The 26011-nt window shown below is 51.0% G+C and carries 29 protein-coding genes and 1 tRNA gene; 19 read left to right on the top strand and 11 right to left on the bottom strand.

Translation table 11 applies throughout. From position 1 onward, the window contains the following. The first annotated feature begins 105 nt into the window (after positions 1 to 105). Positions 106 to 1344 carry an alanine transaminase gene (gene alaC / locus N5923_RS06635; protein WP_267142236.1) on the top strand — a complete coding sequence of 413 codons (1239 nt, stop codon included), beginning with the start codon at positions 106 to 108 and terminating at the stop codon, positions 1342 to 1344. Between the two features lie 89 nt (positions 1345 to 1433). Here alaC and ypdK read toward each other — a convergent pair whose 3' ends face one another. The 3 genes from ypdK to N5923_RS06620 form a co-directional block, all read right to left on the bottom strand. Beyond that, positions 1434 to 1505 carry a membrane protein YpdK gene (ypdK, locus tag N5923_RS06630; protein WP_267142246.1) on the bottom strand — a complete coding sequence of 24 codons (72 nt, stop codon included), beginning with the start codon at positions 1503 to 1505 and terminating at the stop codon, positions 1434 to 1436. A 201-nt stretch (positions 1506 to 1706) separates the two neighbouring features. Continuing rightward, positions 1707 to 2735 carry an HlyD family secretion protein gene (locus N5923_RS06625; protein WP_267142235.1) on the bottom strand — a complete coding sequence of 343 codons (1029 nt, stop codon included), beginning with the start codon at positions 2733 to 2735 and terminating at the stop codon, positions 1707 to 1709. Between the two features lie 2 nt (positions 2736 to 2737). Further along, a complete protein-coding gene (locus tag N5923_RS06620; RefSeq protein ID WP_267142234.1) occupies positions 2738 to 4342 on the bottom strand; it encodes an MFS transporter in 1605 nt (534 codons plus the stop codon). 166 nt (positions 4343 to 4508) lie between these two features. On the opposite strand from N5923_RS06620, the gene N5923_RS06615 reads away from it, so the two are divergent. The 4 genes from N5923_RS06615 (at position 4509) to N5923_RS06600 (ending at position 7122) form a co-directional block, all read left to right on the top strand. Continuing rightward, positions 4509 to 5291, top strand: coding sequence for an IclR family transcriptional regulator (locus N5923_RS06615; RefSeq protein ID WP_267142233.1), 783 nt, complete (start codon positions 4509 to 4511; stop codon positions 5289 to 5291). A gap of 12 nt (positions 5292 to 5303) precedes the next feature. Further along, a complete protein-coding gene (locus N5923_RS06610; RefSeq protein ID WP_267142232.1) occupies positions 5304 to 5756 on the top strand; it encodes a universal stress protein in 453 nt (150 codons plus the stop codon). 20 nt (positions 5757 to 5776) lie between these two features. Beyond that, positions 5777 to 6586: a hypothetical protein gene (locus N5923_RS06605; RefSeq protein ID WP_267142231.1), complete on the top strand. Its 810-nt coding sequence runs from the start codon at positions 5777 to 5779 to the stop codon at positions 6584 to 6586. Between the two features lie 254 nt (positions 6587 to 6840). Further along, the gene (locus N5923_RS06600) at positions 6841 to 7122 is read left to right on the top strand and encodes a hypothetical protein (protein ID WP_267142230.1); all 282 of its coding nucleotides are present in this window, start codon (positions 6841 to 6843) and stop codon (positions 7120 to 7122) included. A 158-nt stretch (positions 7123 to 7280) separates the two neighbouring features. Here N5923_RS06600 and N5923_RS06595 read toward each other — a convergent pair whose 3' ends face one another. The 3 genes from N5923_RS06595 to N5923_RS06585 form a co-directional block, all read right to left on the bottom strand. Further along, positions 7281 to 7439 carry a hypothetical protein gene (locus tag N5923_RS06595; protein ID WP_267142229.1) on the bottom strand — a complete coding sequence of 53 codons (159 nt, stop codon included), beginning with the start codon at positions 7437 to 7439 and terminating at the stop codon, positions 7281 to 7283. Between the two features lie 308 nt (positions 7440 to 7747). Next, positions 7748 to 8203, bottom strand: a complete 456-nt coding sequence (locus tag N5923_RS06590; protein WP_267142228.1) for a lysozyme inhibitor LprI family protein — start codon at positions 8201 to 8203, stop codon at positions 7748 to 7750. Next, positions 8200 to 9120, bottom strand: a complete 921-nt coding sequence (locus N5923_RS06585) for a lysozyme family protein (protein WP_267142227.1) — start codon at positions 9118 to 9120, stop codon at positions 8200 to 8202. The genes N5923_RS06590 and N5923_RS06585 overlap by 4 nt, the downstream gene beginning before the upstream one ends. A 417-nt stretch (positions 9121 to 9537) precedes the next feature. Between N5923_RS06585 and N5923_RS06580 the strand changes: the two genes are divergently transcribed. After that, a complete protein-coding gene (locus N5923_RS06580) occupies positions 9538 to 10419 on the top strand; it encodes an SMP-30/gluconolactonase/LRE family protein (protein WP_267142226.1) in 882 nt (293 codons plus the stop codon). A gap of 39 nt (positions 10420 to 10458) precedes the next feature. On the opposite strand, the gene N5923_RS06575 is transcribed toward N5923_RS06580, so the two are convergent. Then, on the bottom strand, positions 10459 to 11691 hold the full coding sequence (locus N5923_RS06575; protein ID WP_267142225.1) for an L-lactate MFS transporter: 1233 nt from the start codon (positions 11689 to 11691) through the stop codon (positions 10459 to 10461). A gap of 106 nt (positions 11692 to 11797) precedes the next feature. On the opposite strand from N5923_RS06575, the gene N5923_RS06570 reads away from it, so the two are divergent. Then, entirely contained in the window at positions 11798 to 11977 is a 180-nt protein-coding gene (locus N5923_RS06570) for a hypothetical protein (protein WP_267142224.1), read from the top strand. A gap of 18 nt (positions 11978 to 11995) precedes the next feature. Here N5923_RS06570 and N5923_RS06565 read toward each other — a convergent pair whose 3' ends face one another. Then, complete coding sequence (locus tag N5923_RS06565; RefSeq protein WP_267142223.1) at positions 11996 to 12154, bottom strand: hypothetical protein; 159 nt, start codon at positions 12152 to 12154, stop codon at positions 11996 to 11998. 219 nt (positions 12155 to 12373) lie between these two features. Here N5923_RS06565 and N5923_RS06560 point away from each other — a divergent pair, with 219 nt between their 5' ends. Further along, complete coding sequence (locus N5923_RS06560) at positions 12374 to 12622, top strand: hypothetical protein (protein WP_267142222.1); 249 nt, start codon at positions 12374 to 12376, stop codon at positions 12620 to 12622. Positions 12623 to 12667: 45 nt separating this feature from the next. Here N5923_RS06560 and N5923_RS06555 read toward each other — a convergent pair whose 3' ends face one another. Continuing rightward, positions 12668 to 13567, bottom strand: coding sequence for a DMT family transporter (locus N5923_RS06555; protein WP_267142221.1), 900 nt, complete (start codon positions 13565 to 13567; stop codon positions 12668 to 12670). 181 nt (positions 13568 to 13748) lie between these two features. On the opposite strand from N5923_RS06555, the gene N5923_RS06550 reads away from it, so the two are divergent. The 9 genes from N5923_RS06550 to N5923_RS06510 all read left to right on the top strand — a co-directional run bounded on the left by N5923_RS06550 (position 13749) and on the right by N5923_RS06510 (position 22310). After that, a complete protein-coding gene (locus N5923_RS06550) occupies positions 13749 to 14612 on the top strand; it encodes a helix-turn-helix domain-containing protein (RefSeq protein WP_267142220.1) in 864 nt (287 codons plus the stop codon). A 1192-nt stretch (positions 14613 to 15804) separates the two neighbouring features. After that, entirely contained in the window at positions 15805 to 16230 is a 426-nt protein-coding gene (locus N5923_RS06545; protein ID WP_267142219.1) for a DUF4186 domain-containing protein, read from the top strand. Positions 16231 to 16342: 112 nt separating this feature from the next. Next, positions 16343 to 17068, top strand: coding sequence for an XRE family transcriptional regulator (locus tag N5923_RS06540; RefSeq protein ID WP_267142218.1), 726 nt, complete (start codon positions 16343 to 16345; stop codon positions 17066 to 17068). Positions 17069 to 17468: 400 nt separating this feature from the next. Next, a complete protein-coding gene (locus tag N5923_RS06535; RefSeq protein WP_267142217.1) occupies positions 17469 to 17783 on the top strand; it encodes a hypothetical protein in 315 nt (104 codons plus the stop codon). Then, on the top strand, positions 17784 to 18323 hold the full coding sequence (locus N5923_RS06530; RefSeq protein ID WP_267142216.1) for a lysozyme: 540 nt from the start codon (positions 17784 to 17786) through the stop codon (positions 18321 to 18323). Further along, positions 18320 to 18772 (top strand): lysis protein, encoded by a 453-nt coding sequence (locus N5923_RS06525; RefSeq protein ID WP_267142215.1) that lies wholly within the window; start codon positions 18320 to 18322, stop codon positions 18770 to 18772. The genes N5923_RS06530 and N5923_RS06525 overlap by 4 nt, the downstream gene beginning before the upstream one ends. Positions 18773 to 18798: 26 nt before the next feature. Continuing rightward, positions 18799 to 19677, top strand: a complete 879-nt coding sequence (locus N5923_RS06520) for a cell envelope biogenesis protein OmpA (protein ID WP_267142214.1) — start codon at positions 18799 to 18801, stop codon at positions 19675 to 19677. Positions 19678 to 19794: 117 nt separating this feature from the next. After that, positions 19795 to 22053 carry an S-type pyocin domain-containing protein gene (locus N5923_RS06515; protein ID WP_267142213.1) on the top strand — a complete coding sequence of 753 codons (2259 nt, stop codon included), beginning with the start codon at positions 19795 to 19797 and terminating at the stop codon, positions 22051 to 22053. Continuing rightward, positions 22050 to 22310 carry a colicin immunity domain-containing protein gene (locus N5923_RS06510; protein WP_267142212.1) on the top strand — a complete coding sequence of 87 codons (261 nt, stop codon included), beginning with the start codon at positions 22050 to 22052 and terminating at the stop codon, positions 22308 to 22310. Before N5923_RS06515 ends, N5923_RS06510 begins: the two co-directional genes overlap by 4 nt. 1001 nt (positions 22311 to 23311) lie before the next feature. On the opposite strand, the gene N5923_RS06505 is transcribed toward N5923_RS06510, so the two are convergent. Together N5923_RS06505 and N5923_RS06500 are read right to left on the bottom strand one after the other, a co-directional pair. After that, positions 23312 to 23386 (bottom strand) — tRNA-Arg (locus N5923_RS06505). A gap of 75 nt (positions 23387 to 23461) precedes the next feature. Continuing rightward, positions 23462 to 24385, bottom strand: coding sequence for a formate/nitrite transporter family protein (locus N5923_RS06500; protein ID WP_267142211.1), 924 nt, complete (start codon positions 24383 to 24385; stop codon positions 23462 to 23464). A 249-nt stretch (positions 24386 to 24634) separates the two neighbouring features. Here N5923_RS06500 and ccmA point away from each other — a divergent pair, with 249 nt between their 5' ends. Together ccmA and ccmB are read left to right on the top strand one after the other, a co-directional pair. After that, positions 24635 to 25252 (top strand): cytochrome c biogenesis heme-transporting ATPase CcmA, encoded by a 618-nt coding sequence (gene ccmA / locus N5923_RS06495; RefSeq protein ID WP_267142210.1) that lies wholly within the window; start codon positions 24635 to 24637, stop codon positions 25250 to 25252. Next, positions 25252 to 25911 carry a heme exporter protein CcmB gene (gene ccmB / locus N5923_RS06490; RefSeq protein WP_267142209.1) on the top strand — a complete coding sequence of 220 codons (660 nt, stop codon included), beginning with the start codon at positions 25252 to 25254 and terminating at the stop codon, positions 25909 to 25911. The genes ccmA and ccmB overlap by 1 nt, the downstream gene beginning before the upstream one ends. The last annotated feature ends 100 nt before the right edge of the window (positions 25912 to 26011 follow it).

Here is a 26011-nt window from a genome sequence, read left to right as displayed (position 1 = left end):
GCCTCTCGACAGGTTTGCAAAGAGTGCGATATGTTCAATCCTCGACCACCACTGTGGTCAGCGTCGCTCGGACGGTCCGGGCGCTTACGTAAATCAGAGGATGCTATGGCTGACAACAGCTCAACTCGTCGTTTTTCCCGTATTGAACGCCTTCCCCCTTACGTCTTCAATATCACTGCTGAACTGAAAATGGCTGCGCGTCGGCGCGGCGAAGATATTATCGATTTCAGTATGGGCAATCCGGATGGCCCCACGCCGCCGCACATTGTGGAAAAACTCTGCACAGTCGCTCAGCGCGAAGATACCCATGGCTACTCCACCTCGCGCGGTATTCCGCGCCTGCGCCGGGCGATCTCACGCTGGTATGCCGATCGTTATCAGGTGGAAATCGATCCGGAATCGGAAGCGATTGTCACCATCGGTTCGAAAGAGGGGCTGGCGCATCTGATGCTGGCGACGCTGGATCATGGTGATACGGTGCTGGTGCCCAATCCCAGCTATCCGATTCATATTTATGGCGCGGTAATTGCCGGTGCGCAGGTGCGTTCGGTGCCGCTGGTGGAAGGCGTCGACTTCTTTAATGAGCTGGAACGCGCGATCCGCGAAAGCTATCCAAAACCGAAAATGATGATCCTCGGTTTCCCCTCCAACCCGACGGCGCAGTGCGTTGAACTGGACTTCTTTGAGCGCGTTATTGCGCTGGCAAAACAGTATAACGTGCTGGTGATCCACGATCTGGCGTATGCCGATATTGTTTACGACGGCTGGAAAGCGCCGTCGATTATGCAGGTGCCGGGCGCGCGTGATGTGGCGGTGGAGTTCTTTACGCTGTCGAAAAGCTACAATATGGCAGGCTGGCGTATCGGCTTTATGGTCGGCAATAAAGAGCTGGTCAATGCGCTGGCGCGAATTAAAAGCTATCACGATTACGGCACCTTTACGCCGTTACAGGTGGCGGCGATTGCCGCGCTGGAAGGCGATCAGCAGTGTGTGCGTGATATTGCCGAACAGTATAAACGTCGCCGCGATGTGCTGGTTAAAGGTCTGCACGAAGCGGGCTGGATGGTGGATCTGCCGAAGGCCTCAATGTATGTCTGGGCGAAAATTCCCGATCACTATGCGCATTTAGGTTCGCTGGAGTTTGCCAAACATATGCTGCAGGAAGCAAAAGTGTGCGTCTCGCCGGGCATTGGTTTTGGTGATTATGGTGATACGCATGTGCGTTTTGCGCTGATTGAAAACAGCGATCGCATTCGTCAGGCGGTAAGAGGGATTAAAGCGATGTTCCGCGCCGACGGTATTCTGCCGGGAACGGTGAACAGTTCGGAAAATCAAGCTATCTGAAACATCCCAGGGGAGCCGTTTTCGGCTCCCGTTGACCCGGGCGGCGAGAACGCCGCCCCTACAAAGGTAATGGAGGCTTAATGCCGCCTTTATACCATCAGCACAAACGTGCCAACCCAGACCAACAGGAAGAATGAGATTCCCATCAAAGCGTATTTCACCAGACAACTCCTCTGATCGGCTGCGCCAACGGCGATCCCAGACCCGCGCAACACAAACAGAACGGGAGAGAAAGGTGTGCTTATTAAGGTGCATCACGCTTTCATCCCGGGTCGCTCCAGGTAACCCGGAGCAGGATCGCGACTAATCTACGCTGAAACCCCGGCAAAATAAACAGACTTATTCTGAGATATCCCTCACATTTATTTTACCAAAATATGTGGCACTACTGACATGCCGACGCGCAGGCGTGCAAGGTCCGGCTGGCCCGGTTCCAGCACAATTTTCACCGGCAGGCGCTGGACCACTTTGGTGAAGTTACCGGTAGCGTTATCCGCGGTAATCGCCGAAAAGGTGCTGCCGGTGGCGGGCGCCACACTGTCCACATGACCACGGAATTCTGCACCGGGCAGGGCATCGACGGTAATGCTTACCGGCAGGCCGCTATGGACATTAGCCAGCTGGGTTTCGAGGAAGTTGGCGATAACATAGCTTTGCTGGAGCGGTACCACCGCCAGCAGACGTGTACCTGCGGAAACAAATGCGCCCTGGCGTACTGCGCGCTGGCCGACAGTACCGTCAACCGGGGCGGTAATGCGGGTATATGACAAGTTCAGCTGCGCCTGATCCACGCTGGCCTGCGCCGCGGCAATATCCGCATGCGCCTGTTTGATGCTGGCCTGCAAAATCCCCACTTCTTTATCGGCCGCCACCACCGCGGCCTGATCCTGCTGCACCTGAGCGGCGGCGGAACGCATGGTGGAGCTGGCTTTCTGCTGTTCATCAGCAGTAGCGGTGCCGGTGGTTAACAGACGACGATAGCGATCGGCATTCTGACCGGCGTAGCTCAGGGTTGCCTGGCTTGAAGTCACCGCCGCACGTTTCTGATTAATCACCGCCTGCTGTTGTTCCAGCTGGGCTTCGATGCTGGTGAGCTTAGCGTTGCTGATTTGCAGATTCGCGCTGGCGGTTTCCAGCGCGACCCGGTAGTCACGATCGTCGAGCGTCGCCAGCAGATCGCCAGCTTTGACCTGCTGGTTATCGCCGACCTTAATGCTGGCGATATAGCCGGAAATCTTCGGCGCGACCAGCGTGTAATCGGCGGTGATATAAGCATCATTAGTGCGATAGTTATTGCGATGCAAGGTGGACCAGGTAAACAGCGCCATCGCCAGCAGAATTACCAGCAACAGGGCCAGCAGCAGAGTTCGTTTTGCAGGTGTGAAACGCATAATCATTTTCCCGGGGTGTGCGTGACAGGTTGAATAAGGGTTTGCGGCGGCCAGACGCGCTTTGGCAGCCAGGCGGTAAGCAGAACCAGCAAGATGGCAAAACCAATCAGCATCAGATAGCTGTCACTGATACTCAGCACCATTGCCTGATGCTTCACCAGCGTGGAGAAGTGGCCAATATTTTCGCTGGAACTGATACTGCCATCGGGCAGCAGCGGCGCCGATGCGCTGGCAGTGGCCGATGACTCGGCGCTCATTAGCCATGCGCGATTGGCAGCCTGATCGAGCAGGTTATGTGAGTGGATTTTCTCGCGGTGGCTGAGGAAGCACTCCACCAGCGTACCGGCCGCGATACTGGAGAAACCACGTACAGTGTTAAACATCGCTGAAGCAAACGGCCCTTCCGGCGGCAACACCACGCTGGTGGCGCTCATCAGCACCGGAATAATCATCATCGGCTGACCAAAGGCCTGCATAAGCTGAATCAGCCAGAAATTTTCCCGCGCCCACTCGCTGGTGAGCTGCGCGCCCATCAGGCAGGAGCCCGCCATCAGTGCGGCGCCACAGGTCAGCACCCAGCGACAGTCAATCCAGCGCAGATTCAGCAGCGCGGCAATCAGCGGTGCAATAATCAGCTGCGGCAGGCCGATAGTCAGCGCCAGCGGCGCAAACTGCAGGGTGCGGAATCCCTCCACCTGGGCGAAATAAGCGGAAGGCAGCGCCGAACCGGACAGCGCCACGGTCAGTACTCCGGCCAGCACCAGTAAACCGTGCGCCAGGTTTTTACGCGCCAGCATCTGTAAACGGAACAGTGGTAACGGATGGAACCACTCGTTAATCAGGAACACCAGCAGCAGGGCGCAGGCGCTCAGCAGCATGGCGCTAATTAATGGTGAGTTAAACCAGTCAAGCCGTTCGCCCTGCACCAGCGCCATTATCAGCAGCGCCATACCGCTACAGCCGGTCAGCATGCCAAACAGATCGATCTGCTTAAAACGTTCAAAACGGGTGGGATCCTGCGGCAGCCCCCAGCTAATCAGCACCGCAGCGATAAGCATTGGGGGCAGCACCTGCCAGAAAACAAACTGCCAGCCAACGGCATCGGTCCAGAATGACGCCAGCGAGGCAGCCATATTGGGGCCAAAGGTGGCGGTCAGCGCATAGGCGCTTAAGCCAAACAGTTTGATCGGCGGTGGCAGAAAGCGCAGGGCGACAGTCATCAGCATCGGCGGCAGTGCGCCACCAAAAATCCCCTGCAGCGTGCGCAGGGTAATAAACAGCGGCAGGTCAGTAGCAAACGGCAGCAGTGCGCCAATCAGCGCAAAGCCAATTGCGACGCCAAGGGTAAAACGCCGTAACGATAAGGTCACCGCAAACCAGGGCGCAATCATCATCGCCGCAACTTCGGCCGCCTGGTACACCGCAATAATCCAGCTTCCCTGGTCAAAGCTGATGCCGAGCGCCGTGCGCACGTCCGCCAGCGCGATATCAGTGACGCGATCGTTTAAACCCGAGGTGAGCGCTGCGATCAGCACCCCGATTAAACCCAGCGCCAGGCGCAGAGTAAAAGGATGGGGGACCGGAGCCGCAGCGGGCTGGCCGTTCATAGCAGATGCTCCATAATAAATTCTTATATTTGATGCACTGTATTGCGATGTGATACAGCGACGCGCATATTACATCGCGGTTTAATGTATTGCAATGTGGTACAGGCTGTAAAAAGTGCGCAATTAGCGCTAAAGTAATCGCGCCCCGAACAAGGAAGAGAACATCATGTCCGATAACCCTCAACGCAGTGACGATGAAAAAGCGGGTGGCATTCAGGTCATTACGCGTGCGGCGAAAATCCTCAATGTTTTAGGTGAGCAACCCAATGGTATGAGTCTTGGCGAAATCGCCCATGCAGTGGATTTGCCGCGTTCTACCGTACAACGCATCGTTGCGGCGCTGGATTCCGTACAGATGATCCGTATTCAGGGAGCGGGTGGCGTGCGTCTCGGACCGGCGCTGCTGCGTTTGTTGTCCGGCGTGCATACCGACGTAGTGGATATTGCCCGCCCCAATTTACAGGCGTTATCGGATGCCACCGGTGAAACGGTTTCGCTGGCGCGCGCCAGCGGTACGCAACTGGCGATTGTGCATTATGTGGTGGCCGAGGGCGAGCTGCGCGTGGTGCCGCGTCTGGGTCTCAATCTGCCGCTGTACAGCACCTCCGGCGGCCGTGCGTTACTGGCGCTGGAGAGTGACGAAGATGCGCGTACCCTTGTGGGTGAGGCGTATGCGGCAATGACCGAAAATACGGTTAAAACCCTGCCTGAGTTACTGGCGCATCTGAAAGAGGTGCGCGAAACCGGCGTCTCTTACGATCGTGGAGAAACCCTTGAGGGGATTTCCACCATGGCGGTGGCTATCGATACGGTGCTGGGACGTTTTTGTATATCATTACTGGTGCCCTGCACACGTTTTCAGAAGCATGAGGCGCGCTATCGTGCAGAAATTCTGAAATGCAAAGAGGCCATGACGCGTGAGATTGGCAAAATCACTGCCCGTGATTAATCGGAGAAAAAAATGAAGACGCTGTTAGTTGCTGTCGATAATTCTGTTGTGGCCCGTAAGGTAGTTGCGCTGGCGACTGAGCAGGCGCTGGCACAGCAGGCCGAAGTGATGGTGGTGTGCTGCGTGGATACCAGCTATTCCGCTGGCAGTGCGCCGCTGGAGATTACCGCCGGTGAAGATCCGGCCGATTTTGGCGTGGCGCAGGATGAGCAAAACACCGCTGAAGCGGTAGTGCGTCATGCGCTGGCGGAGTTGCTGCGTGCGGGAGTAAATGCACGTGGCCGCGTGATTGCCGGAGAATCTGCCGAAACTATTGTGGCGCAGGCCAATGAGCTGAGTGCGGCAATGATCATTATGGGGCGCCGCCATCTGTCGCCGTTTAACCGTTTATTAAAAGGTTCGGTAAGCGCGGCGGTGATCGAGCGTGCGCACTGCCCGGTGCTGGTGGATGTGCGCGCTGACTAAACTGATAACTGGGAACTGTTTTGAATAACCCAACGATTATCCCTTCGATTATCGCATTGCTGGTTCTGTCTCTGATAGCGCTGCTGCTGGTAAAAAAAGGCAAAATCAAACGCCGGGTGGCGGTGCTGATAGTGATTGCACCGCTGCTGGCGGGCCATATTATCTGGCTGAACTGGATTTATCCGCAGCAGCAGCAGGCGGCGAAAATTGCCGCCGCGCAACAGCAACTGGCAACCACACCGACTTATCGCGTGATTAAACAGCAGCAGCCTGCTCTGTATAAACAGCTGAATGATGAGCTGCTGACGGCGGTGCGTCAGGGCACGCCGACCGCGCGCGCGATTGGTCAGCTGCGCCCGTTGCTGGCGGATCTGCTTAACCAGCGAATTGGTCGTGCGGAAGATAACAGCATTATCAGCTATATGCAGCTGTCGGTACGCCAGATGCAGAGCCTGCGTCAGCAGTCCGGCGAGCTCTGTTTTAAGTTTTTGTTTCCGCAAATCAGTGGAGGGGTCAATACCGAAGAGGTATTGCCGCCGGCGTTGCAGCAGCAGGATCTGCAACAGATGGAGGCGCTGTTAAAAGCCAGTAACGGACCGGATAAACCGATTGATTTAGCCGAGTCGCGCCGGAGCCTGCAAGTGATTGTACGATCGCTGTATGCGAAATGGGGGGCTGAGCTGCAATTACTGAATGCGCCGACCGACAGCCGTGTGGATCAAACTCATATGTGTGATATGACCATCGACCTGTATCAGGCAATATTGGCACTTCCGACCAAACAATCCGCCAACGTTTTACGTATGATGCTTAGCGCCAACGCCGGATAACGGACATAAAAAAGCCCGCTCGCCGCGGGCATCAATCAGTCAAGCCATTGTAATTATGTTTAATAAACCTGGTGTGGCACAGACAACCTTCGCCTGTCTGAATGCATAATGTCATCAGTGTGCTGATAGCACTATTCGTTTAAGTGAATCGATTCAATTGGTAAAAGATTATAGTTGCGCAAGCAATTAGGCCTCATTCCGATTGCTGACTCCGGCTGGATTGCTATCATGCCGCATCAAAATGAGGAAAAGTGATGAAGATCAAGATTGTCAGCGCGCTGGCGCTGCTTTTATTAGCTGGCTGTACTTCCAGCAAACCAGGTGCTTTTGAAAAAATCGATGAAGACCCGCTGTCAAATACCGTGCAGTATCGTTTTAATCCAGAGAAGGTGAATCGTGATGCGATGCTGAGCGATCTTTCCACTTACTGCGGAAATCGCGGGTTTGATATTGCCGAGCCGTTACCAGAGCAGGATAGCCATCTGCCAGGATTAAAGAAAGTGTGGTATCAGTGCAACTACAGCATTAAAGGCTAACCGGGCTTTTTATTGCCGGGCAGTTAACACGCAAAAAAATGGGCAGGAAAATTCCCGCCCAATGTTTTTTTACTCTTTCTTATATTGCTGTGTGCAGGCTTTGCCTGTTACTACTCTATGGGGAGTGCTGCATTCCCATATTTTACTTAATTCTGTTTTTACCAGCCACGATGGTGACCACCGCCGTGACCGCCGCCATGACTATGGCCATGGCCGCCGCCATGCCAGCCACGATCATGATGACCCGGGGCAACGATACAACCACTTAACATTGTCATCAGCGCAATCACTGAAACCGCTTTAATTATTGTTTTCATGGTTTACTTCCTTTCTCTTTTTCAATGACTACAACTTTACAAGAGAAAAGTGGAGGAATAATGCCGGCTTTGTAGAGTTATTTAATAAGATATTAAAAGTTATTTCAGAGGCGCATTATCAGAAGTAAAAAAAGAGTAAAAAAAATAAGAATCGGCTGAATGCGTGACCATAATAAATGGATTTTTCCGAAAAGCAACAGAAATAAGATTATCATTCTCAGTTAGCCATGCCCGCCGTATGCCCTCACTCAATCGGTTATTGGACTACAAACGCGTGGAGGGGGACGATATGCCCCCGGTAGTACGCATCAGCTGGCAGGAGGCAGCCCCATCATATTAATTTCATCAATATGCCGTTTGTTGAGATTGATGGTGCATTGATCGATATACGACTGATAATCATAAGCGTCCTCGTCAATCTCGGTTGCTACTGCAAGGCAGAGTTGGTCGCGGTATTTTTTCCACTCCTTTTGCGCTGCAAGAAATCGTTTGCTGTAGACATCACCTGATGTTTCTTTAGCGTCCTCTTTGCCGTTAAAGGGGCCGATATTATTAGCTTTTATTCGTTTATTGGTTTCGTTAATCGATAAATCAACTTCTTTATCACTTTTGTCTCTTTTGTTTGACAGGCAATGCTCCTGTTTATGCCTTTCATTGCTACCAGAAAAACAGTCAGCTGCTTCATTGCCGTAATACAAATCTGCAAACCCTGTAACAGGATTGAGTAATAATAAAGCTGTGATGGTAGTTAAATATAGTTTCATTGTAAATGCTTTATCCTTTTCCTACGCGATTCAAATCTCATATAATATATGTCATTTTTGATATGTGATATTAAATCCTGCTTTCCGTTGATGGCGGCCTGAAACAACTCACTGACATGGTGAACACCCTGATAGAAAATATCGACAACAACATCTCTTATTTTCTGGTCCAGCGAATCCCATCGGGGGGCTTGCGGTATGTTCCGGGATAAACGTTTGTACAGGCTTACAGTTTCGCTCAGTTTTACAGCGTAGACAATTTCAAACAGCCAGATTTGTTGATAATGGGTAATTTCGCCTGTCAGAGGCCCAAAGACCTTTACAAACTGACCCGCCTGCCGACCTTTCAGAAACGCTGCTTTGGAACACAGCACCGCTTTGTACTCCTCGATTTTTGCCTGCCGCAGCGTGGCAAAAATTTCTCCTTTACTGCGGCCGCCCATATCGTAGCCCCGGCCCAGCGTAACACCCGAGTTACCGGCTTGTGGCCATTGCAGAACACGTGAAAAATTGGGCGTCGGGTACTGCCTGAAAGGTTCTGCAGCGGTAATATAGTCTTCCCCTTCAGCATCGAAAGTCAGCTGACCCTGCCGCACCTGCAGCGGGCCATTTTTGTGTTGAGGCCGCCAGTGTGGCGAGGTGGCGTTATTTAGCGCCTCGATAAACCAGCTATCCAGCGGAGAGACAATTCCGGAAGGATGCATATTCAGCAAGCGTTGATACCAGCGAATGGCTTCAATGGTTGCCTGATTACACTGGCCATTAACGTCAAGTGTGCGGCCGGTCGCCTGCCGATAACCTGCATTTACCATCAAATGCTGCAGTGTTTTTATTTCATTGGGATTACTGGTAGCACATGCTCCTACAGGCGTTGAAAGACGAAATACTCTGGGGGAGGGAGAATGTTGATGAACCATTTAGCTTTCCTTTGCCTTAGCCGCATGATGTTATGCGGTGCTGTCACGTGGACACTTACTTCATCCTGAAATAAGTCATGCATGCTTTTTAAACTCAATATTGAAACTATTTACCTTAAGGTGAAATGTTATTTACCGTGCTTATTATATTTGACTTTATTAATAATTATCAGCAATCAGCGCAATGACTATATTTCATCCCGCTGAAAATCACCTATTAGATTTTATATTCTGTTAAGGATTTTGTGATCGTTCCCGCAGCGTTATTATAACGTTCCCCCCAGGGATTAGCGGCGATCAACATTGCTTTTTGGCTGTTCGCGGTTACTGCCTTATAGTGGAGCCAGCGTGGGGAGCACCATAATGCGACTACAGTTAATTATCACAGCCACTATGCAGCGAATACCGGGGAGAAATATGACTTATCAGGTTGAAACCGTGCTGCCGCTTCAGGCGGAACTGGGCGAATGCCCGCTATGGTCGGTGGAACAGCAGGCGTTATGGATGGTGGATATTCTGGCGCCAGCAATCTATCGCTATCATCCCGAAAGCGGTGAACTGCAAACCTATCCACTTACCGAAGACGTTGGCTGTATCGGTCTGCGCGCCGCTGGCGGCCTTGTCGCGGCGTTACGCAGCGGCGTCTGGTTGCTGGATAAGCAGGGAAAAATAGAAAAGAAAGTTGCCGACAATCCCGGTGAAGCCAGTAAAAGCCGCTTTAATGACGGACGTGTCGATCGCTTTGGCCGTTTCTGGTGTGGCAGCCTGTGGGAGCCACAGGATCGCAATGGCGGCAAGCTTTGCCGTCTTAATGCCCGGTTGCAACTGGAAGTGATAGCGGAAGATGTGATGATCTCCAATGGCCTGGCTTTTTCTGCCGATCGCCGCTGGATGTATCACAGCGATACACCGAATGCGGTGCTGTATCGTTATCCGGTGGATCCGCACAGCGGAGAAGTGGGCGAGCGTAAAGTGTTTAAACGCTTTGACCCTGAGCAGGGAGGTTTGCCGGATGGCGCGGCGGTGGATAGCGAAGGTTATTACTGGTCGGCGTTATTCGATGGTGGTCGGGTGGTGCGCATCCATCCTGAAACTGCCGAGATTGTTGATGAGATTGTGCTGCCGGTACGCTGGCCAACAATGGTGGCATTTGGTGGCGCGGATTTAAAAACGCTGTATATCACCAGTTCACGTGAGAATCGTAGTGAGGAGGAGCTGGCGCGTTATCCGCAGTCCGGTAATTTGTTTGCGGTGCGGGTAGCAGTCGCGGGCGTGGCAGAACCCGTGTTTATCGAATAATAACAAGGGCCGGAGAGCGTCCGGCCCGCTGCACAGGACTCAGGCTTCGCTGTGTTTGTACGCCGCTTTCACTTTCGCAGGCTGATGTGGCAGGCGAATGGTGCTGGAGAGTATCAGTGAAATGACCAGCAGGGTCATAATCAGGCTGAAGGTTACGGTAAAGCCACCAAACAGTGAGGCAATCAGTGAACCCATTACGCTGCCGATACCAAAACCAAGATAAATCACGCCGTAGTTTTTGGTCAGGTTATTCAGGCCGAAGAAGTCACTCACCAGCGATGGGTAAACCGTAATGGTGCCGCCAAAGCTAAAGGCCACGCAGGCAATCGAGATAAAGAAGGTGGTTTCATTCATGCTGGTAAACAGCAGGATGCTCATGCCGGCTAGCGAGACCACCTGCGCCAGCGTAATCACCCGGATACGCGCCATTTTATCTGACAGTACGCCAAGAATCAGACGTCCGCTCAGATTGGCGATGGCGATAATGGTTACCGCATTAGCCGCCGTCTGGGTGCTGAGATGCACCAGGCTTTCACCGATATCTTTCGCTACGCCAATCACATACAGACCACTCATGCAGGCAGTCAGGAACATCAGCGCCAGCATCCAGTATTGTGGCTGACGCATCGATTCAGCCAGAGAAAAGTCACGTACGCTTTCGGCGCTTTTCGCACTGTTTATCTGCTGTTTTGGCGCATCTTTCATCAGCATCGCGCCAGCAATAATCAGCACCATCGCCATACCGCCCCAGATAATAAAGGTGGTTTCCAGACTGTTTACGCTCAGCAGATAGCTACAGATAAATTTAAAGCCGAGGCTGCCTAAACCGTAGGCGCCAATCGCACAAGCGGAGATCAGGCCTTTACGTTCCGGAAACCATTTTACGCAGTTAGAGAGGGTGATCAGATAACCAGCGCCATCGGCCAGACCGACCAGCAGACCGGCGCTAAACCACAGCATATAAAGATTACTGGAGTGAGCGGTCAGGAAGAAGCCCACTGCCATCAGCAAGCCCGCACCGATAGTCACATTGCGCACACCAAAGCGTTCCTGCAACTTCCCGGCTACCGAAGAGGCAAGCGCCAGACCAAGGCTAAGCAAGCCGAAAGAGAAAGCCACCTGGCTTACCGGCGCATCAAGTTTATGCGCCAGCGGACTGTTGAACAGGCTCCAGGTATATACCGATCCCAGCGCGAACTGAGTAACAATGGTGCCAAAAAGGGTTAGCCAGCGTACATGATTCTGCGGATTCACTGTGGTTTGCGTGCTCATAACTCTTCTCCCGGTGGGGAATGCTGAAATTACAGTAATGATATGAGCTGACCACCGGAAGCAGGGGAATTCGGCATGAACTGACGCAGGGACGGAATGAATTGCATTGAAAACGGCATTAACGGCATTGAAATGCCATTACTGGCGCGAAATGCCGCTGGGATGGGCGTTAAATACGTTAGCGGCAGGGATTACAGATGTAAAAAGCTTTTATCTTTTTGCAGCATGCTGGTTACCTTTATCGCCATTTAGCCTGGTTTTGGCAGAAACCGCAGCAGCGCCGTGATTAACAGCGCTGCCACGTTTACTTAAGTTGCTTTACGGCCACCGGATACAATAACTCTCTGACAATGGCGATACGCTGTTCTGGCGTCAGCCAGAACCGTCCCGATCCCGTTTCAGGTCGCGGCTCACGTCGCCATTGCTGCTGTAGCTGTGCTAAAAAGCGGCTGGTTGATTGCATATTGACCTCCCTGAGGATGAAACCAGAGAATAACGGGTTAAACACGGAACAAATAGTGATGGATTAAATAATGCTCTTCAGGGTTTAATCTGGCGGTTTTTTGCGCCAGTTGTACGCGGATTACTCCGAATAAGGTATCAAAATGTTGCTCAGTGGCAATTATTCCGTCGTGGAAGGAATTCTTTTGCCAGGCTTACAGTCCACCCAACAGGAGGATATATGAAAGACCGAGCATATGAATCCGCATCAAACGAGGACGAGGTCTGCTGTTTAATCGGTCAGGCTGTTATTGAACTAAGTGATGCACATCAACCCGTCAATAAATCGACACTGTCGCTTAAATTATTGTCGATGGCCGATCGGGACCATGATGAAGAGAAGGTAATTCTCTACTGGATAGCACGGAAGGCTATTACCCAGCCCCATAAGTTCAATATTGGTGTTACGCGCTGGGCGAATACTCAGTAGTAAAGAAGGCAAGCAGGGATGCTTGCCGTGAAGTAAATGCTTAGCTTATACCGTCGTTTTACGCCGCCATATCACTCTCCCCGGCCTGGCAAACATCACATAATTCCCCAGCAAAATCATTATCAGTCCGATAATGGCATTGGCGTGCCAGATATAGCCTTCATACAGTGTTGACAGCGTTAGCGCGACCAGCGGGAACAGCAGGGTGCTGTAAGCCGCCTGGCTGGCGCCAATCCGTCCGATCAGCGTAAAGTAGGCGCCAAAGGCAATCACTGAGCCAAAAATCGCCAGATAGAACAACGAACCCAGGTAGCGCAAATTAAGCTCCGGCATAAAATTATCGCCGCGCAGCAAGCTGATTGCGCCCATCACCAGCGCGCCGTAAAACATGGCGTAAGTATTGGTCGACAGCGTTTCCAGCCCGCGTCGTTGATGGCGTGCGCTGATCATATTCCCCAGTGAGAAACCATAGGTGCCTAAGGCGCTCAGACCAATACCACACAGCAGTGACGGCGCCAGCTGTGTGGCCGTCAGATCGTGCCAGAATAGCGCTATCACCCCGGCGATACCGAGAGTTGCGGCGGGCAGCAGACTGGCGTGTGGGCGCTGGCGAAAAAACAGCATGCTGTTGATTGTATTAAACAGCACTGCCATTGAGAAAATCACTGACTCCAGCCCACTGCTGATCCAGGCGGCGGCATGATAAAAGCAGAAAAAATTAAAACCAAATACACAGCAGCCTTGTAACAGGCAAAACAGATGGTCGCGCAGGCTGATGCGGCGCAGGCGTCCCGCCAGCGTCAGAGCGATAAACATCACCAGCGCCGCTACCAGGAAGCGCCAGAAGATCGATACCGTCACCGGCACCACTCCTTGTTGCAGAGATATCGCAATCCAGGTGGTTCCCCAGATCACCACTACCAGAATATAGAGCAGGGCGTTCATTCGTCTTCTCGTTCAGACAGGATTTGTCGCCATTATCATTGTTATCGCGCGGCAAAACTTTCAGCAGCTTGCGTTCACTTGCAAATTCTTGCGCTTTTTTCATCGCCGCCCGACGCAACTGCTGGCAGATAAGTGCGCCACTGCTTAAACTGGACGCCTGTTTCATCCGCAGTCGGGCACCATGAATAAGCCATATCATGCTTTTGAAAATCTACGCCAGCATAAAGCGCGCCTGCATGGCAGCGTTCAGCTTGGTTCGGGCATTCAACTGGCGGCATGGTCGAATGACGGCGATTGTGTGACGCAAAACAGCGATCACCATACGTTAAGCCTCTACGTCGATGGCGGGCAGGATACCTGGCATAAAACCCCCGCTGGCTGGCGCAATGGCGGTGCGCCGGATCGCTTCTGTCTGATGCCGGAACAGAGTGAAACCACCTGGGATGTGCGCTCGAAACTGTCGTTTGTCCATCTTTACTGCACCGATGCCCATTTACGCCATCTGGCGGAACAGATCTGGGATCGCAGTCCGGCAACCATTACCCTGGATGAGAAAATCTTCAGCAGTGATAACCATATTGCGCAGATCTATCGTCAGTTTTTACTGAATTGCGACTGGCAGCAATCCGCCAGCCATCTGACGCTTAGCAGCGCCACGACGCTGCTGATGACCCATCTGATCCAGCACTACAGTGAAGTTCTGTGGAAGCTGCCCGCCGTACGCGGTGGTCTGGCACCAACCGTGTTGCGTAACAGTATGGCGTGGATAGAAGATCAGCTGGATCAACCGCTGACGCTGGCTGAACTGGCGTTGCAAGCCGGATTAAGTGAATTTCATTTCGCGCGGATGTTTAAGCAATCTACCCGGCTGGCGCCACATCAGTATGTTATGCAGCGGCGGATGGCAAAAGCTGAACAGCTGGTGCGTAATACGCAACTTCCTCTTACCGAAATTGCGCTGGCCTGTGGTTTTAACTCCGCCAGCCACTTCAGTAACCGCTTTAAGACCGTTTTTGGCTATGCCCCTTCGCTGCTACGACGTTAAAACTGAGCAAAGTATCCACTAGCATCTGAATGTATTCAGAAAAAGTGACTCTTTTCCAGTCTGTTTATCTGAAAGCTGTAGCGATGATTAATGCGGTGTCAAATTACCGTCAGAGGCTGGAAGGTTTCTGCAGGGTTATTTTTGTGGCGGAATGACAGGGGAAACTCGCGACACTTTTATGCTGTCAGCATTTATCTGCAGTAATTACTGCTTAATGCCGAAAGCATTCACTACATATAAATGCGGGTTGCTGACCGCTGAAATAATCTGGCTAATGTAATTTTATAATTTACGGCCTGACAGACTCGTTATTGTCATTTATTAAGTTAACGGGACGGCAGTATTTTTATTCAGACAAAAAAATCCCCTTACCTGTGGTAAGGGGTTGCCACTTTGGCCAACACCAGGGAAATCGTCGTAACAGGTCAGAAAACCTGTCCTTAAGTATAGGTTGAAATCATCGTAACCTGTTTAGCTGCTTCGGGCAAGAGATTCGCAAAAAATCTTAGTTGAATCGTGTGTTATTTATTATTTACGCTTTAAGGGTTGGTTGTCCTGCTGGCAGGGCGTTTGACGCGGGGCGGTAGTCTCTTTTTTGATCAATACCTGACCTTCCGTACAGGGCTTCTGGCGCCTGAAAAAGAGGCTGAATCGTGCGCGAAGTGAACAGTGCGATATTATCAGCACTATTAATGCTTAGTCAGAATAGTGTTAACACGGGTGTGTAAAATATATGGCAGTCTCAATTAGCCAGAAAAATGTTCATCTCCGTATTAATACAACGTGGGCTAATCTGAAGGCAGTTAAATGATGGTGAAAATAGAGGTCAATTAATGCGTACCAATAGTAACAGGGATGATCAGCACTGCCTTACACGCCAGTGCTCACCCTGCCCGAGAGGCTCCCGGTGCGTTATTCCGCTGTATCAGCCGGACTGATCTTTTTCATTTTTCGCTGTGTATAAAGCCCGCCGTAGATAAAGCCCAACAAAAATGCGGCGGGAAAAACCAGAACTACTGTCGCTAATGTGCTCATTTACCTTTTAGCCAGGTTATTGTAAACGCAGTGATTATCCTCTTTGTTGCGTGATAATCAAGCATTGCTCTGCGCTGCCGCTTGCTGCTTCAGGGATGACAACAGAGTCTCTGGTGCTATCATCAGACTATTCTTTCCATCACCTTTTTTTACTGCTATGTCCTCTGTTGATGATCTGTTTCTGCGGCTGTCCCGCTCTCCTTTCCGCCAGCGATTCCATCTGGCGCGGGCTGACTACGACTACTGCCGACAGAAGGGAGAAGAGGTGGTCAGACATCATGCTGCTGATTTTATTAAGCAGCGGCTGGCTCCGGCGCAACCGGAAAATGATGGCAAACAGACACCGATGCGCGGCCATCCGGTGTTTGTTGCTCAGCACGCTACTGCCACCTGTTGCCGTGGCTGCCTGAGTAAATGGCATGGTATTGCCTCGCAACAACCGATGAGCGCTGCGCAACAGGCTTATGTTGTGACAGTGATTGTGCGCTGGCTCCGGCAGGAGATGCAGCGACCGGCGCCAGCGGAAAAGCCGCTTAAAAAGCGCCAAACACCCGATGAAAACCGGCAACTGGATCTGCTGTGAACATCCATTAACAGAAACCGACGCGCCGGTTGTAAACGGCTACAACCGTAGTTATGTTTAACCTGTACTTTAGTTGTTTGACTGGCTACTACTTTGGTTGTATTTTTATGGCATGAAAATGACACTTGCTGAACGTTTGAAACTCGCGATGCGAGAGGCGGGATTTACTCAGACCGGGCTGGCACAGCGCGCTGGCGTAACTCAGGCCGCCATCCAAAAATTAACTTCCGGTAAAGCGAAAAGCTCCACGCGGATCGGTGATATCGCGCGCGCGCTTGATGTGCGTACCGACTGGCTCTCTGATGAAATTGGTCCCATGCGCGGTAACGACGATGGTGGCCATCACTCATCCTCGACAATACCACCGGAATCGGAATGGATCCCGGTCAGCCCGTGGGATAAACATACTCCGCTGGATGATGATGAAATCGAGGTTCCTTTTCTTAAGGATATCGAATTTGCCTGTGGGGATGGCAGCGTATCGGATGAGGATTATAACGGATTTATGCTGCGTTTCTCTAAAGCTACGATGCGCCGGAGTGGCGTAAACACGGATGGTTCCGGCGTATTATGTTTCCCTGCCCATGGCAATAGCATGGAACCAGTGATCCCCGAGGGAACAGTGGTTGCGGTTAACTGCAATGATAAGAAAATCGTCGATGGCAAGCTATATGCCATCAGTCAGGGCGGGTGGAAACGACTTAAACTGCTGTATCGCACCGGGCCGGAAAAGCTGGCGATCAGAAGCTATAACAGCGCTGAATATCCTGATGAAGAAGCCGATATGCAGGGCATTGAAGTGATTGGCCGCGTGTTCTGGTCATCAACCCTCTGGTAAACCCTCCTCTGTTTACCGATTAAGCCTGGCGCCAAAGCCGGGCTTTTTTGTCTCTGTAACGCGATAAAACAACTATCATAAAATAAATTACAACTTTAAGTACATTAAAAACAACCACCTACACCCTGTTACGCCTTTAATTACAACCATGGTTGTTGACATGATTACAACTATGGTTTTAAATGAGCCCATCGAAACGCAACAACGTTGAGATAAGTCGAACGGCGCGACATTAAACCATGCGTCGGGAGCGCGGCGGGTTCAGGGTTGAACGGCAATGCTGCTCACTAGCGAAAGTTTCTTTCGGGTACCCGATACCACGAAAGCAACTTGCTGAAAGTTAACCAAACAGACCGCAGGCTGCCTGATTTTTTCTGCTCAAGCACAACGGAAATCAGAGGTGGAAAATCACAAAATGAACGCCCATTCCGGAAATATTGTTACCCAGTTCTTTGCGTGGCTGGCGACCCTTGCGGCGGCGCTGGGATGGACGACGCAGGATCTGGCCTATTTTATTTTTGGTGCGTTCGGTGTCGCAATCTCGCTGGCGTCTTATATCAGTGGCCGTATTGATGCCCGGGCAAAGCGCCGGGAAGATACGCGCCGGACGCAACTTATTGAAAACTACATCCGCGAAGCTCAGGAAAAACCCTGTGAACAGCGCTCTGGCGCCATCGCGGTGATTTCTGATGCAATGACCAAAACCGAGGCTTGAATGGCAAAACTGAAAACCAAACTCAGCGCTGCCGTTGTGGCTTTGATTGTCGGCGGCGCTTCAGCACCGGTGATCCTCGACCAGTTTCTCGATGAGAAAGAGGGCAATTATCGCGCTGCTTATCGCGACAGTGCGGGCATCTGGACCATTTGCCGGGGCGTGACGCGTATCGATGGCAGGCCGGTGATAGCAGGGATGAGATTGTCATCGGCACGATGTGATGAAGTCAATGCTGCTGAAAGTCGCAAAGCCATCGCCTGGGTGGATCGCAATGTGAAGGTTCCGCTCACCGCAGCACAGAAGGCCGGGATCGCTTCTTTCTGCCCCTACAATATTGGTCCCGGCAAATGTTTTTCCTCAACCTTTTATCGCAAGCTGAATGCGGGGGACCGCAGAGGCGCCTGCGCGGCAATCAAACAGTGGGTACATGATGGTGGACGCGACTGCCGGCTAACCCGCGGGCAGGCCAATGGCTGTTATGGCCAGGTCGAACGGCGTGACCAGGAAGCCGGGCTGAGCTGCTGGGGGATAGATCAATGATCCGGCTGCTAAAGCACTGGCGTCTGGTAGCTGGCGTTTGCCTGATTGCGCTAATTATCTGCCTGACGCAAGCGGTCAGTCACTATTACCGCCAGTTTCAACAGGCGGAAAAGCAGGTGATGATCCGTCAGCAAACCATCGACGATATGCAGCGGCGGCAGAAAAGTGTTGCTGCGCTTGACCAAAAATACACAAAGGAGTTAGCCGATGCACAAGCCAGTATTGATCAGCTTGAGCGCGATCTCTCTGCTGGCCATCACCGGTTGCAGCTCAATGCCACCTGCCAGCAGCGCACTGCCCCAGCCGCCGCCAGCATGGATGATGCAACCCGCGCCCGACTTACTGACGCCGCTCAACGGGATTATTTCACTCTCAGAAGTCGGATCGAAACCAGCGGAAAGATGATCGCCGGTTTGCAGCATTACATCAATGAACAGTGCCTCAAATAGTTTTCATCCCACAAGTAAGGAAAATCATGAAAAACGCAATTTTTGCTTTCACCTGCCTTTTATCTACCTCTGTCTTTGCGCAGTCCTATACCGGTTATCCGGATATTCCAGGAACTGCTCAGGGTTATGCGACTAAAGTCGTTAGTTATACGCCTGGCTCAGGCGTGGCAAGTGGCTACAACGTTCCCGCCCATGCCCTGGGCGCCCCGAATTATTTCAGCGAAAGTGAGCAGGCCTTTGCACTGGGTCCGGGAGGCAATGTTGTGCTGTCCTTTGAACCGCTCGCTATCAAAAAGAACGGCACCAATGCTGCTGACTTCTTTATATACGAAGAGGCGGTTTACGACTCGTTTGACGCATACGTTTCGAACGATGGAGTGAACTGGCTGAAAGCCCCGGTAGCGTTCCAGGACATCAATCCTACGCCATCTGGATCAGCAACCACTCGTGGTTCAGTTATAGGCTTTGATGTTGACTCCCTGGCATCAATCACCGGTTCATTTGCATTGGTTAAAATCGTGGACACCAGCCGAACAACTGGCGGAAACGCTCCAGGCGCAGATATTGATGCAGTGGTGGTGACCAGCGCTGAAAACCTTGGTTCTGACGTACTGGTAGATACTGATTCACGTAATGGAGTGGTGTATGACCTTTACCAGAACAGTGTAACCGGCGCTATCGGTGTGAAAATTATCGATAAGAACAATGTGGTGAAATTTGTCACGTTCAGCACTGACGCCTCGCTTCAGGCCATTGCGCTTTCCTTGCAGGGTGATTTCAACTGTGACGATCAGAAAGATATTAACGTGCTGGCTGCGCGAAAGTCTGACAACGTTCAGTTAAATATCATCAAACAGCAGGATGGCACTGCCTTGAAGACGATTGACAACAGCGTAACGAAATGATCATTGGCAGTTTGCAGCAATACATCAACACGCAGTGCCTTAAGCAGTAACAGCCTCGCTATCGCGGGGCTTTTTTTCGCCTGTTATTACAGGCATAACATCAAAGAGGAATGTTTTATGGCTGGAAATGGTGCTGATAATGCTCATAACAATCAGTTTGGGGGCGGCAGTCGGGGTCCAACCGGTGGTGTTAATACCGGATCGGGTTCAGGCAATTCTGGTGGCGAACGTGGTTATGGTTACTGGAGCACGGCTCATATTAAAGAGGATAAGTCAGCGATAACTTATGATGAAAAAGGAGAACCCAGAATTGAGATCCGTGATGGAGCACGCTGGGTAGGAGACAATTCCATTCACTGGTCTGACGACAAAGGTGGCAGCGGGAATGCTAACCTTCGTACTAATGTCACTGCCCCTATTAAAGAAGGTTTTCAGGCGGCAATTGACGGGTATATCTACACGGTAACGGTCAATGGAAGCGATCAAATCACCGCAGTCAATTTGTTCTCCCGACCGGCCCAGGCTTCGCGCAAGGATTGGGCTGGCAATGAAGCAGCCCGTAAAAATAGTGCAAAAGCGTTAGTTCAGGCCCAGATTAATGCAAAAAAAGTGGCAGCGGCAGCGGCGGCTAAAAAAGAGGCCGAGACTAAAGCGGCTGCTGAAGCTAAACACAAAGCGGCAGAGGACGCTAAACGAAAACAAGCGGAATGGGATGCTGCGCATCCGCTGGAGGCCGCACAACGTAACGCTAATACAGCGCAAACAGCTCTGAATAGTGCTACTCAGTCGCGGAGTAGTGCGCAAACTAGTTTTAACACGCTAAGCACCAAGGTTAATCAGCGTCAGGCTGAATATAACTCCGCAGTGGCAGCAGAAGAGGTCAGGCGCCAGGAATGGCTTAAAACACCCTCAGGCGCTCCGGCGAATACCACCGCAGGTATGTTCGAAAGAGCAAAGTATTCCCAGTATCAAGCGGCTAAGAAGGTAACAGCAGATAAAAAGTCCACTCTTGACGCCGTCATCAAGCAGAGGCAGGACGCACAAAGTAAACTTAGTGCAGCTAACGCAAGCTATAACACAGCATTAGCGAGTAAGAAAAATGCAGATACTGCGCTGGCTCAAGCGCAGGCGGATGCAAAAGCCAAACGCGACGCTGAGATAAAACGCCAGGCAGAAGAGGCTACCCGTATCAAAGCTCAACAGGAGGCCGATGCTAAAGCCAGAGCTGTTGCTGATGCAGAGGCAAAAGCAGCAGCGGAAGCCGCCACCAAAGTTGCAGCAAAAGAAGCTGCAATGTCACGCCTTGAGGAGCCAAATGTCTTTGGTGTTAAAGCACTTGCTGCTGCGATGGCGGTTTCAAAAACGCCAATGGTATTCGCTGAAACCGGACTTGGCACCATTTCGCTGAGTGGTAAAGCGGCTACCGCAGCCTGGGCGTTCGTCCGTGGAGTGGTTAGTGAATTGTCAGGTGTGGCTATTGCCGGTACCAGCATTGGAGCACTCATTGCATCAATTGCTTATATCCCCAAGGCAGGAGAAGGCAGTGCTGATGTTCCTGGTCGTAATAACATCAATATGTTTTCTACCGTAATGGATCCTTCAGCACTAAATTTGCCTGATGATAAAACTATCAAAGCCGCTTTAAAAAGTGGTGGCACAGTTGATTCTCTTGTAAGGGGCCGGGTTTATTATGATAACGACCGGTTCAATACCGAGCTTGTTCGCACTGAAAAGCCGACGACTATCAACGTCGTTAATGCTGTCATAGATGAAGCGACCGGATTTTATGGCTACACTATCCCTGCTACCGATACTTTACCGTCTCGAACCATACTTGTCTCACCGGATAGTGTTCCTGAGGCCGGCGGTTTACCACCATTAGTGACGCCTATAGTCACTGAGGTTGGTATCAGTGATACTGGTAATCACAATGTGCCAGATACTGATTTCAATATTGAAACTTATCCATTGACTGACGAGCCGGATTTCAGCGACTTTATTTTAGTATTTGAAGAATTGAATCTGAAACCGATGTATGTCATGTTTCAGGACAGTCTGGATGACGGCAGATTTACTCGTAAACAGTTAGATCGTAAGTTCAAACATGCGCCCGATTTTGGAATTAACGATACTAAAAAGAATCGCGAAACATTGGCTAAATTTCGCGATGCTATTGAAGCGCATCTCGAAGATCCATCGACCATTGAGAAAGGAACCTACTCAATGGTTGAAGGCTCCAGGGTCTACTTTAATGAAAAGACATTAAGAGTGGTCATAATCGACAAACAGGATATGTTTGTGTCAGGTTGGTTATTAGACCCTAAAGCCTTAACCAGTCAATACCAGAATTACATCAATACAGGAGTTTTACGATGAGCCAGAAATTATTGCAGTTTGTGAAAGATTACGCTGATGGGAACATTACCGCTGATCAGTTCGCGGATTCTTATCAGGTTCAATGGAAAGCAGAACGAGACAGTGGCCGTTTGGCTGAAGATCTTGCCGAGCTGAATGAAAAACTGTCCACTATTTTTTGCTTAGCTGATCAGTATAACCCTGAACCAGACCGGCACTACTCTGAGTACGGTGCTGATGAACTTCTGCGTCAAGTTAAACAAATACTAGGACAGTAACCGTAACTCTCTACAGACCCTTGTAGTGCAGGCATCCTGTTAACAGAGGTTGGTATCAGGAGTTGGAAGTTTTCAACAGCTGTTTGGTGCCAGTTTTGAAAATGAAGGTAATCAGGTGATTATGCTTATCAATAGGGGGCAGGGAGCAAGGCCACATAACTGGTATTCAGTGATCAGCTTACTGCCGAACACCATTTTGGTGTTCGGCTTGTTAAAACGCTGGCGGGTACGGTGTAGTGCCGTTTTTGCCGTTTTTGCCGTTTAGCAGTATTTATAATGAGGCGAAAAAATACCTCTGAGTCAATTAAAGTTCACATAATGCAAACTGATTGGGGTGACCGATTCAGATGTAAATTTCCCTGATTTTAGAATATTTGACATTGCTGAAAAAAAGTAATGTAGTTATCCTCACTGAAATACCTGTTTTCTAAGTTGACCAGAAATACGATCTATCATGGGATGGTTATGCTAGTATAATTGCAAAGGCATGATATGACCATTGACCATAAATATATAATTCCCATGGCAATGTAATTGTATTTAAATTAGATTATCTTGGTTTTTTTTGTTATTTATCTGTAGGTTTATTAAATATAAGATTAAATACTTTGCACACTGCGCTAAAACGGGAGTGGCTAAGTTCACATGCCAATTGTGCCTTGGTCAAATAAGTTGTATTTATTAACGAATTTTACAAATAGAGTATTATTCGTGAAGCTAACTCAAACGTGACAGGTCGCTTTATTGAAGTTAAATCCGATCATGAAGATATTATGAAAATGCTTGAGCGTGCGGATAATAAATCACTATCTGGTCGATAGGGCGGTGGCAACATATCGGAAAATATCCCTTTTGAGACAGCCCGGAACTTCTTATGCGTAGCCGTCTGACAGACGGCCAATTTAGAATCACGCATCTTTCTTGTAACTAACTCAGAATTGATACAAACGGTTGAAACAGGCGGTTTTTTTACCGGGGGGTAATGCGCGGTTACTCGAACATGGTGTCCCCTGCAGGAATCGAACCTGCAACTAGCCCTTAGGAGGGGCTCGTTATATCCATTTAACTAAGGGGACCAAGGCGGGGGAGTATAGCGCGTTTTTACACGCAGATTAACCACTTACCCGCCTGTTTGCTCATTCTGTCAGCAATTACTGCTGACTATTTTCCGCGTTCTTCTCCTGACGCTCAGCTTGTTTCTTCTTCGCCGCCGCCTCAGCCTTCGCTTTCAGGCTAATTTCATTGCGGATCTGCGCATGGCTGATCAAAGCAAAGATAAAGGTGCCGCCAATGATATTGCCCGCCAGCGTCGGCAGGGCAAATGGCCAGAGGAACTCGTGCCAGCTAATGGTGCCGTTAAACACCAGATACAGTACCTCCACCGATCCGACCACGATATGCGCTAAATCGCCCAGTGCTACCAGCCAGGTCATCATTATAATCACGATAATCTTCGCCGAACCGGCGGAGGGAAACATCCATACCATAGTGGCGATAATCCAGCCGGAAATCACCGCATTGGCAAACATCTCTCCCGGACTGTTCGCCATCACTTTTTCACTGATATGAGTAAAGGCCGCGCGCGTGGCTTCATCAAAAATCGGCATATGATTAAATGCCAGCGCCCCAAGGGCAGTGCCTGTCAGATTGCCTGCCAGCACAATGCCCCATAGCCGGAACAGCAGCAGAAAGTTGCTGCCGGTCGGTTTATGCATAATCGGCAAGACCGCCGTGACGGTATTTTCGGTAAACAGCTGCTGGCGCGCCATAATCACGATAACAAAACCAAAGGTGTAGCCGAGATTCTCCAGCAGAAAACCACCCGGCACACCGGCAAGATGGACCTGAAAAATGCCTTTCGCCATTAGCGAGGCGCCCATCGATAATCCGGCGGCAATCGCCGACCACAGCAGCGCCATGCTGTCGCGTTCCAGCTCTTTTTCCCCGTCCTGACGAATCTGCTCATGCACCGCCGCCGCCGCGGAGGGTAATGCCTCTTCATCTACCTCGATCTCTTTTCCCTGCTCATGCTCTTCACTTTCAACTTCCTGATCGCTGTTTTTATCTGCCGCCATAATATTCCCCAGAAATAACCTGAAACATGCTGTGTTAAGCGTAGCGGTTTTTTAACGGGTCGATGAAATGTAACGTCAAACTATAAGAAAGGTAACAAAGCTTTAACTTTGCGCTTTTTTTCAGCAAAAACGGCGTAATTAAGGATTAAATGGCCCTGCGATGGTTATGGAGATGGATGCTGAGGCTGCTAACTAACCATTGCTTATGTTACTATTCTGATCTTCATTAATAGTGTGACTCTCTCCCCGATGCTGGAAGTAAAAAATCTGACATGTCTGCGTGATGAGCGATTTCTGTTCAGCGAGCTGAACTTTATCGTTTCAGCTGGCGATATTGTGCAGATTGAAGGGCCAAATGGCGCAGGCAAAACCTCTTTGTTACGTCTGTTAGCCGGCCTGAGCCGGGCTGAAAGCGGCAGTGTATTGTGGCGTCAGCAGGATATTCGTCATCAGCGCGAACAGTGGCATGCGGAGTTACTCTATCTTGGTCATCAGCCTGGGGTGAAAGCAGTATTAACGCCGCTGGAGAACCTGGCGTTTTACCATCCGCAATGTGCTGAGCAACAACTGTTTGCTGCGCTGGAAGCCGTCGACCTGGTCGGCTTTGAAGATGTGGCGGTGGCCCAGCTTTCCGCCGGACAGCAGCGACGCGTCGCACTGGCGCGCTTATGGCTGAGCCGCGCAACGTTATGGATCCTCGACGAGCCGTTAACCGCTATCGATAAATCCGGTGTGGAAAAATTAATGGCCCTGTTTATTCGCCATGCTGAGCAGGGCGGGGCGGTGATTGTCACCACCCATCAGGATCTTCCGGCCGCCCGTCAGGCGGTACGCAAAATCCGGCTGTCCAGCTCGGAGGCGGGCTGATGCTGTGGCGTGTGATTAAACGTGAACTGCAAATCGCCTTTCGCAGCAGTGCAGAGATTATTAATCCGCTGTGGTTTTTCCTGATTGTGATTACGCTGTTTCCGCTGGGGATTGGCCCGGAACCGCAGCTGCTGGCGCGAATTGCGCCGGGCATTGTCTGGGTTGCGGCGCTGCTCGCCTCTTTACTGGCGCTTGAACGCCTGTTCCGCGACGACTTTATGGATGGATCGCTGGAGCAACTTTTACTGTTACCGACACCGCTGCCGATAATAGTGACAGGTAAAATTGTGGCGCACTGGATGATTACCGGGTTACCGCTGTTACTGTTGTCACCGCTGGCGGCGCTGCTGCTGTCACTGGATTTTGCCAGCTGGCGCGCGATGGCGCTGACGCTGTTGCTGGGCACTCCGACGCTGAGTTTTCTCGGCGCGATTGGCGTCGCATTAACCGTTGGCCTGCGCCGTGGCGGCGTATTGTTAAGTTTGCTGGTGTTACCGCTGGCGATACCGGTACTGATTTTTGCCACTGCGGCGATTGATGCTGCCGCAATGGGCTTACCGATTGATGGTTATCTGGCGATTCTTGGCGCGATGCTGGCTGGCAGTGCGACGCTGGCGCCCTTTGCCACCGCGGCGGCATTACGGATCAGCGTGCATTAAAAATAATATTGCAGGGGCGTCGTTCTCGCGGGTAATGCGGGAGCCGAAAACGGCTCCCCTACAAAATGATGACACTGCAGGGGCGGCGTTATCGCCGCCC

This window comes from Winslowiella arboricola (assembly GCF_025527015.1).
GTDB classification, from domain to species: domain Bacteria; phylum Pseudomonadota; class Gammaproteobacteria; order Enterobacterales; family Enterobacteriaceae; genus Erwinia; species Erwinia arboricola.
Note: the sequence above shows the minus strand (reverse complement) of the source record. Positions and strands in the feature narration are given on the sequence as shown.